Raw genomic sequence first — 7,311 nt, 5'->3', positions numbered from 1 at the left:
ATCCGCCGCTACATCATCTGGCGGAACAAGCACGCCGCCGACGAGCGCCTACGCGAAGTCGTCACCAGGGCAAACGTTGCCTGATGCGGCACTAGTTGTGCCAGCCGTTCCACTTCCCGTTCTGGTCACGGTCGCGGGACCACAGGCGGTTGTCGTCGCCGCGCGCGGTGATGGTGAAGGCGCCGCCGAGGGTCTGCCGGGTGATCTCGACCTTGCTCGGGAAGGAGCCGCCCAGGGAGGTCCAGGAGCTCAGCTTGCCGGAGATGTTGGTCGTCCAGCGCGTCCACACGGCGTGGTCGGTCCCGATCACGAAGATCTCGCTGGTGCCGTCCCGGAAACCGAAGTACGTCACGCCGTCGCCGTAGGCGCCGCCGCACAGGTAGGTGCCGCCGAACTGCCGGTCGCTGCAGTGTCCGGGGACACCGATGTCACCCGCCGACGCGGGAGCCGCGCCCAGCCCGACTCCGGCGAGGGCGGCGGCGGCCACGACCGCGGCCTTGATCTTGTTCATGCGTCTGCTCCTGACTGGTCGGGACCGGGCCTCGTCGGCGCACCGGTCCACCCGGGCCGCAGCCCACCCGGCGCCCACCCGCCGGGCCCTCACCGGTACCAACGGGAGCCGCACCCCGTCGAGTTCACCGGAAGGTCCCGTCGACCCGGAACAGAACCGGACTCCCCTGCCAGACCCGCGCGCGTCCTTCCGGCCTGGTCGGCACCGCCGGAGCCCGCGGTTGCCGACGACAGTCGCGTTCCAGGGCTGACACGACTGGGCCTGGTCCTCACCGGCGCCCCGCCTCATGGGCTGACCGACGCCACCGGCGTCAGGCTGGACGACGCCGTCCTCCGCGACCTCGAGCTCGACCAGGTCATCGGCCGGCCCGTCACCGGGTAGATCGGCCGAATTGCCCCACCTGGGGGGAGCGTTCACCGGAAGATCCGCTGTCCGGCCGCGGGAAGAGGCAGCAGCGCCTGGCAACGCCGCCCGGGAGCCGGACGACTCCGGCGAACTTGGCGTCCGGCCGCTGTCACATCTTCCCGCCGCCGTCCGTCGAAGCAGCAGTGACCGTGTGAAAGCCCCGAGGAGGCACTTATGGAAACGCGATCGATCACGGCAGAGGTCCCGATGGCGCCGCGGATGACCGAGGACCCGGCGCAGCTCGTGCCCGAGCTGGCGGAGGTGTCGGCCGCGCTGTTCAGGGCCACCGGCAACGGTTCGGTGCCGCGCACCACCATCAGCCTGGTCCAGCTGCGGGCCGGCCAGATCGTCGGCAGCACCTACCTGACCGTGCTGCACACCGGCTTCCTGCGCAAGGCCGGGGAGTCCGAGGAGCGCATCACCTCGGTGGCGTCCTGGGCGGACTCGCCGTACTTCACCGGTGCGGAGCGGGCCGCGCTGGCGCTGGTGGAGGCCGTGCTCCAGCCGTCCGTCCACGGCGAGCGGGTCTCCGACGAGCTGTACGGCCGGGCGACCGAGCACTACGACGCCCGGGCGCTCGCCACCCTGATGTTCGCGATCGGCCAGGTGAACTTCTTCATCGCGGTGGCGCTCATCGCCAAGCCGGTACCCGGGCGGTCGTTCACCGACCCGTGGCAGTAGGCCCCACCGGGGCGCCCGGCCACGCGTGCGGCGTGGATCCGGGCGCCCTGCCCCGCCGTTCACCGCGCAAGCGCCGCCCGGGTGGTCGTGCGGCCCGGCGCCGGGGCGCCGACGCCGATACTGCGGCCATGACGGTTCACCGCGGACAGCTCGCACGACGCCCCCTGCTCAGGGCCGCCGCCCTGGCGTTCGCCACGGCCTGCGGCGCGGGCGCCACCGTCGGCGCGGCGGGGCCGCGTCCGCGCCGGTCGCCCGGCGCGGAGACCGCGACCACAGGCGGGGCCCCGGGCGAGAGCACGGACGCGGCCACGGGCGCCCTCTCCGGGCCGCAGGAGTACGTGGACGCCGCACCGATGGCCATGGCGCTGACCTTCGACGACGGCCCCGGCCCCTACGCCACGGCCGAACTCCTCACCGTCTTACGGCAGTACGGCGTCACCGCGACCTTCTTCGTGATCGGCGCCAACGTGGAGAAGTACCCCCGTCTGGCCCGCCGCGTCGCCGAGGCGGGCCACGTCCTGGGCAACCACACCTGGTCCCATCCCCGCCTCGACGATCTGTCCGAGCCCCAGATCCGGGCGGAGATCGAGCGCACCACCGAGCTCGTCGTCGGCGTCACCGGCCGACGGCCGACGCTGTTCCGGGCCCCCGGCGGCCACTTCACCCCGGCCACCCTGGCCGTCTGCGCGGACCTCGGACTGCGCCCGGTCTCCTGGTCGGTGGACCCGGAGGACTGGTCGAACCCCGGTGCCGACGTCATCGTGGACCGGGTGCTCGCCGAGGCCCGGACCGGTTCGATCGTCCTCAACCACGACGGCTGCCTCACCCCCGGGTTCCTGCCCGCCCGGGGCGGGCCGGCCGACCGCTCGCAGACCGTCGCCGCCGTCCGGCACTACCTGCCCCGGCTCGTCGACGCCGGGTACCGGTTCACCGTCCCGACTGCCTGACCGGCGGCCGTCACCCGGACTCCGCCGTGGGCGGGACGACGCGCACGTCGCTCGACCGCACGAAGGCGAGCCGGTGGTCGAAGCGGATCGCGTAGTAGGTGTCGCGGCCGACCACCAGGATCCGGCTGTCGGGCGTGTCGGTACGGATCGTCCGCTGCTGGAAGAAGTCGGCCGGCCGGGGTGACCCGTCCGCCGCGACGTACACCTGGCCCGCCGGGAGGGTGGCCCGCAGGGCGACCACCGGCGGCGGGTCGACGGCCGGGTGGTCGGCGTAGGCGGAGGCCTCCGGATAGGCGCGGCCGTACACCGGGACCGAGGCCGGTCCGGGGCGCGGGGTGAGCAGCGTACGGCCGGCCGCTCCCACGCGGCGGGTGCTCAGGCCCGCGGGGTCGGGGAACCAGCACTTCTGCCCGTCGTACCAGATCGCCGTCCAGTCGCCCTCGCGCCCGGCCACCACGTAGCGGGCGCCGGTAACGGCGGTGTCGCTCCAGTCGTCGGGCCTGGTGGACCCGTCGTTGACGAGCGGCGCGTCGGCGGCCGGACCGGTGCGCAGCAGGACGGCGTTGCGCGCCTGCAGCTCCCGGGCCTGCGGCGGCAGCGGCCCGGTCGCCACGAGCGGCGCGACGACGGCCACCGTGTCACCCGGCCGCGGCGGACCGTCGGCCGGCCCGGGCGGCGCCCCCAGCAGTTCGAAGTAGTGCTCCCAGTCCCAGTACGGGCCCGGGTCCCAGTGCATGTCGGACACCGCCGCCTGGGTCGGCGCCGGGACTTCGTCGTGGCCGATGACGTGCTCGCGGTCCAGCGGCACGGCGAACCGGGCCGCGAGGTGGCGCACCAGCTCCGCGGAGGACCGGTACAACTGCTCGGAGTACCAGGTGGGCCGGTCGGTGGGGAGCGCGAAGCCCTCGTGCTCGATCCCGATGCTGTGCATGTTGACGGTCTTGTTGCCGGAGTGCCAGGCGATGTCGTGCGTGGCCACCAGCTGGGTGACGTGGCCGTCGGAGGCACGGACGAGGTAGTGCGCGCTGGCCTGGGCCCGGGGGTCCTGGAAGTACTCGATCGCCCCGTCGAAGCCGCCCTCGGTGTCGTGCAGCACGAGGGTGCGGATCCGCAGGCCGTCGGCGGGGCGGTCGGCCGGGTTGTAGTTCCCCCATGACGTCGGGTCCGCGGCGTCGGCCAGGGCGTACGCGGCGGGCACGAAGTCGCACCCGAGCTCGTCCGGGCACTCGGCGACCGGCCCGTCGGCCCGGCGCGAAGGCCGCGCCGAAGGCTGCTCGGCGGGCCGGTGCGGCCGGGCGGCGGGCGGCACGAGGTCCGGTTCGGCGGCGAGCCTCACCCGCGCCCCCTCGGAGGTGGTCCGCTCCGCGCCCACGCGCAGGGTCTCGAAGACCCGGTCCGCGAACCGACGGCCCGGCTCGTCCTCACCCGCCCCGCGCCCGAAGCGCGTCACCGCTTCGTACCAGCCGCCGGCGCCGTCGCGGACCGGTCCCGGCAGCGCGTTCCGGTATCCCGCCAACATTGCCGCGCCGCCGCGGAGGTTCTGCAGCGTGTCCCGCTTCACCTCCTCGGCCGGGCGGTGGATCAGGGCGGCCGCCGCGCGGAGCGTGTGGAGCGCCGGGGAGTCCGTGACCCGGGGTTTCGCGGCGCCCGCCGCGCCGCGCCGGGCCGGGTGGTCGGCGTTGACGGCGTTGACGGCGTTGACGGCGGCGACGTCGACGTCGGTCAGCCCCAGCACGCCGTGGTTCCCGGTGGTACTCGGCCTGCCCTGGTGGGACTCCCAGCGGCTCTCCTGGTAGGCGAGTGCCAGGAGTACTCCGACCGGCACGCCGAACTCCCCGGCTGCCGAAGTGAATTGCCGCTGCAGGAGGCGCTCCCGCGCGGGCCCGCCGTCGGCGCGGGCGGCGGCCGGACAGACCACGCAGGCCGCGGTGGCCAGGGCGGTCAGCACGGCCGCGCCCCGGTGCCGGGCCGGACCTCCGGAGCGCGAAGGACGGCCCGGTGGCGCCGGGGCGGCGGACCCGGCCGTGGCCGCCCACCGGCCGGTCGCGATCGCCACCAGCCGCCGGGAGAAGGAGTCGTGGCCCATCGGGCTCAGAGGACCCGGACGCTGTACAGCTCGCCGACGATCTCCTCGCCCGGGGTGACGGTCCCGGTCCGACGGGTGCAGTCCGGCCGGTCGTGCAGCTCGATGTCGTGACCGGTGAGATTGCGCACGGCGTACGCGGGCGGACCGGGTGACACGAGGGTGCGGCACTCGCCGGGGCGCAGGCCGCTCTCCACGGTCTCCGCCTCGGCCGCTCCGTCCGGCGCGCCGGTGGGGTGCTGCCAGACGAGGGTGCCGGCGACCGCGTCGGCGGAGTCCTGTTCCCTGCTCGCCGGTGCGGTGTCCCAGGGCTGCGGGTGCTCGACGGGGCGGGCGGCGGAGGCCCGGTCGCGGTAGGCGCCGCCGGGCACGAGCGTGGCCGGGGCGAAGAGTTCGGGCACGGTGACCAGGGTGTAGCCGGCCCCGCGCAGACGGCGGACGAGCTCGGGCACCACGGCGAGCGTCTCGCGCTGGTTCTCGGTGTCGTGCATCAGGATGACCGACCCCGGTCGCGCACCGGCCTCGACCCGGGCGAGGACCTGCGCCGGATCGTGGTGGTCCCAGTCCCGCGTGTCGATGTCCCACAGCACCAGCGGGTGCCCGAACCTGCGGACCTCGGCGCTGAAGGAGCCGTACGGTGGTCGCACCAACTCCGGCCGCTCACCGAGCACTTCGGCGATCGCCTGCTCGCCGCCCGCCAGTTCGGCGCGCACCTGCGCGGGCGTCGACGCCCCGAGACGCGGATGGGTCAGGCTGTGGTTGCCGATCACATGGCCCTCCGCCGCCTCACGCCTCAACCGGTCGGGCCACGAGCGCACTTGATCCCCGACGGCGAAGAACGTCGCCTTCGCCCGGGCGGCGGCCAGATCGTCGAGCAGCTCCGCCGTCGCCGCGGAGGGCCCGTCGTCGAAGGTCAGCGCCACACAGGCCAGGCGCTCGCAGTCCGGCCCCGCCGGCGCCGAACCGCCGGTCGGCACGGTCGGTGCCGGCGGGGCGGGCATCGCGGACACCGGCCCCGGCGCCAGCAGCGCCGCACACACCCCCAGAACCACCGGCCACATCCGCACACCTCGTCGCATGCGCTCACCGTAGCCAGCACCACTCGCGCAGCGGCGCAGCGTGGACGAACCGCCATCCGATCGGCCCAACCACCGGAGCCGCCCCGCACGGACGCTCCGTCGACCGGGCCGGGGCGAGGGACCCGACAGACGTGCGAGCGGGGCCGACCCCGTCCGCGGCCGCCCGTTCGGGCCACCAGCCCGTGGCTGCGGGGCCGCGGCCTGCTACTCCTCGGGGTCGGCGACGTTCAGCGTCAGCTCCGCGGTGTGGAGTTGCCCGGCGGTCTGGAACTGCAGGAAGACCCGCCAGTTCCCGGGCGCCCCGAGCAGGGCCATGAAGGTCAGCGTCGGACCGCCGTGCTCGCCGTCGACCCGGTCCGTCGGGTGGAGGTGGGCCAGCGCCCGGTCGCCCTGGTGGAAGGCGGTGAGGTGGGCGTAGCTGTCCAGGTACGGCTGGAGGTCGGTGACCGGCCGGCCGTCCCGGCTGACGGTGGCGGTCAGCCGGTGCGCACCGGCCATCGGCTCGCTCCGGAGGTCGACGGTGTAGCCGTCCACGGTGGTGCTGCCCGCCGGCGCGGGCAACGGCACCGCCGGGGCCGCGCCGGGCACGGTCACGGTGCGGCTGAGCACGAGTTCGCCGGCGCGCGGGCCGGTGTTCGGCAGGAACGACGTGTACAGCCGCCAGTCGCCGGGGGCGAGGGCGGACAGGTCGGCGGTCCAGGTGCCGTCGGCGGCCATCGTCGGGTGCAGGTGCTGGAAGCCGGTGAGGTCGGAGCGGATCGCGTAGAAGTGCAGCTTCTTGCCCTGGTGCTCGGCGAAGTCGGTGACCGGCCCGCCGTCCGGTCCGGTGATGGTGAACGAGCAGGCCGTCGCCCGGCCGGCGGGCAGCTCCGCGCTCCGGAGGTCCAGGCGGTAGCCGTCCTGTTCGGCGGCGAGGCCCCGTGCGGGCGCGGGCGTCCCGGGCACCCCCGGCATCGCGGCGGGCCCGGCGGTCATCGCTCCGTGGTCCATCCCGACCATCCCGGGCATCCCGGATTTCCCGGCTGCGACCGAGGTGCCCGAGGTACCGGAGGCCACCGCCGGCCCGGCCTGCGCGGAGGGGCCGCACGCGACGAGCCCGACGAGCCCGGCGACCAGCAGGGCGGGCACGCAGGACGCCAGTGCCCAACCAGGGGAGAACAAACGAACAGCAGCGGACATCGGCGGGTCTTTCCGGGTGAGCGCGGGACGGCGCTTGGACGAGCGGGTGCGGGGCGGGTTCGGTCAGGCCTGGGCGGCGGACACCGGGGCGTCCGGGTCGCGCTCCGCGCCGCCGACGGTGCGGCCTCTCACGGGGCGCTCCCTCCTCCTCTCCGGCCGACGGCACGGTGCCGTGCGAGCCGAGGGAGCCGGCCGCACTGAACAGGAGACCGGCGAGGGGCGCCGGGATAACCGAAAGTTCGACCCGGGCGCGGAGGCCGGCCTGGACGGGCGGGCGGGCTCGTAGGGCCACGCAGCGCGAGCCCGACAGCACCGCGGGGCCTAACCCCCCATCCGCGGCGAAACGCCCGCTACCCCGCAAGAACACAGAACGGGGGATGGAAGCGTCCCCCCCCCCCAGGGGGGGGTAGGGGGCGCGCAAGAACC

General features: G+C 75.0%; 6 protein-coding genes and 1 pseudogene. 3 read left to right on the top strand and 4 right to left on the bottom strand.

Going from position 1 to position 7,311, the window contains the following annotated elements:
• Positions 1–84 (top strand): annotated as a pseudogene (locus ABZ495_RS36505) (transposase); the annotation flags it as partial.
• 7 nt (positions 85–91) lie between these two features.
• Here the strand turns inward: ABZ495_RS36505 and ABZ495_RS36500 are convergent.
• Positions 92–511, bottom strand: a complete 420-nt coding sequence (locus tag ABZ495_RS36500; protein WP_359840280.1) for a hypothetical protein — start codon at positions 509–511, stop codon at positions 92–94.
• A gap of 579 nt (positions 512–1,090) precedes the next feature.
• Here ABZ495_RS36500 and ABZ495_RS36495 point away from each other — a divergent pair.
• The gene (locus ABZ495_RS36495; RefSeq protein ID WP_359840278.1) at positions 1,091–1,597 is read left to right on the top strand and encodes a carboxymuconolactone decarboxylase family protein; all 507 of its coding nucleotides are present in this window, start codon (positions 1,091–1,093) and stop codon (positions 1,595–1,597) included.
• 128 nt (positions 1,598–1,725) lie between these two features.
• Entirely contained in the window at positions 1,726–2,544 is an 819-nt protein-coding gene (locus ABZ495_RS36490; protein WP_359840276.1) for a polysaccharide deacetylase family protein, read from the top strand.
• A gap of 10 nt (positions 2,545–2,554) precedes the next feature.
• Here ABZ495_RS36490 and ABZ495_RS36485 read toward each other — a convergent pair whose 3' ends face one another.
• From ABZ495_RS36485 to ABZ495_RS36475, 3 genes are all read right to left on the bottom strand, one after another.
• Positions 2,555–4,630, bottom strand: coding sequence for a peptidoglycan recognition family protein (locus ABZ495_RS36485; RefSeq protein ID WP_359840275.1), 2,076 nt, complete (start codon positions 4,628–4,630; stop codon positions 2,555–2,557).
• Positions 4,631–4,635: 5 nt separating this feature from the next.
• Entirely contained in the window at positions 4,636–5,706 is a 1,071-nt protein-coding gene (locus ABZ495_RS36480) for a polysaccharide deacetylase family protein (RefSeq protein WP_359840273.1), read from the bottom strand.
• 204 nt (positions 5,707–5,910) lie between these two features.
• Complete coding sequence (locus ABZ495_RS36475) at positions 5,911–6,885, bottom strand: hypothetical protein (protein WP_359840271.1); 975 nt, start codon at positions 6,883–6,885, stop codon at positions 5,911–5,913.
• Positions 6,886–7,311 lie beyond the last annotated feature (426 nt).

It is taken from the genome of Kitasatospora sp. NPDC005748 (genome assembly GCF_040630735.1).
Classification (GTDB): domain Bacteria; phylum Actinomycetota; class Actinomycetes; order Streptomycetales; family Streptomycetaceae; genus Kitasatospora.
The sequence above is the reverse complement of the archived record's forward strand: the minus strand, read 5'-3'. Positions and strand labels throughout refer to the sequence as shown.